At 62.1% G+C, this 749-nt stretch carries 1 protein-coding gene; it reads right to left on the reverse strand.

Features of this window, described 5'->3' with window-relative positions; genetic code table 11:
• A protein-coding gene (locus tag AC0L3D_RS36825; RefSeq protein ID WP_473647548.1) for an IS5 family transposase occupies positions 1 to 700 on the reverse strand; the annotation gives its coding sequence in 2 pieces (ribosomal slippage) (positions 1 to 367 and positions 367 to 700; 701 coding nt annotated over the 2 pieces). This gene is flagged as partial in the annotation.
• Positions 701 to 749 lie beyond the last annotated feature (49 nt).

Below are 749 nucleotides of genomic sequence, written 5' to 3' on the forward strand. Positions count from 1 at the left end.
GCGCAGCGGTCGTATCGGGTATGGATTCGTCGCCAGTCCTTGAGGCGGGCGAAGGTGTTCTCGATCTTGTGGCGTTGGCGGTAGAGAACCGGATCGTAGTTATGCTTGATGCGGTGCTTTGCATGGGGCGGAATGCACGGAGTGATGCCGCGCTGGACGAGGGCATCGCGGAAGCCGATCGAGCTATAGGCACGGTCGGCGAGCAGGTGGCGGGCTGGCGGCAGGTGCTCGAGTAGCGCGGCGGCAGCTTTGTGGTCGTTGGCCTGGCCTTCGGTCAGGTACAGCAGCAGTGGACGACCTTTGCCATCGCAGACCACCTGTAGCTTGCTGGTCAGGCCGCCTCGGCTGCGTCCAATACATCGGGGTAGAGCCCCTTTTTGAACAGGCTGGCGGCGGTGCGATGTGCCTTCAGGTGTGTAGCATCGATCATCAACTGGTCCGGGTCACCGGCCCGAGCCGCCAGTTCGGCCAGGATGCGGTTGAACACGCCCATCCGGCTCCAGCGGATGAATCGGTTGTAGATCGTTTTATGCGGCCCGTAACCGGCCGGAGCATCTCGCCAGCGCAACCCATTGCGGATGACGAACAGGATCCCGCTGAGCACCCGCCGATCATCTACCCGAGGCACGCCGTGCGACAGCGGGAAGTACGGCTCGATCCGCCGCATCTGCTCCGGCGATAACATCAGCAAATCATCCATCGTGGCACCTCCGCCAACAATGAATCAGCCGCTCACCATCAATTCAACC

The sequence above is a fragment of the Mesorhizobium sp. WSM4837 genome (genome assembly GCF_055811435.1).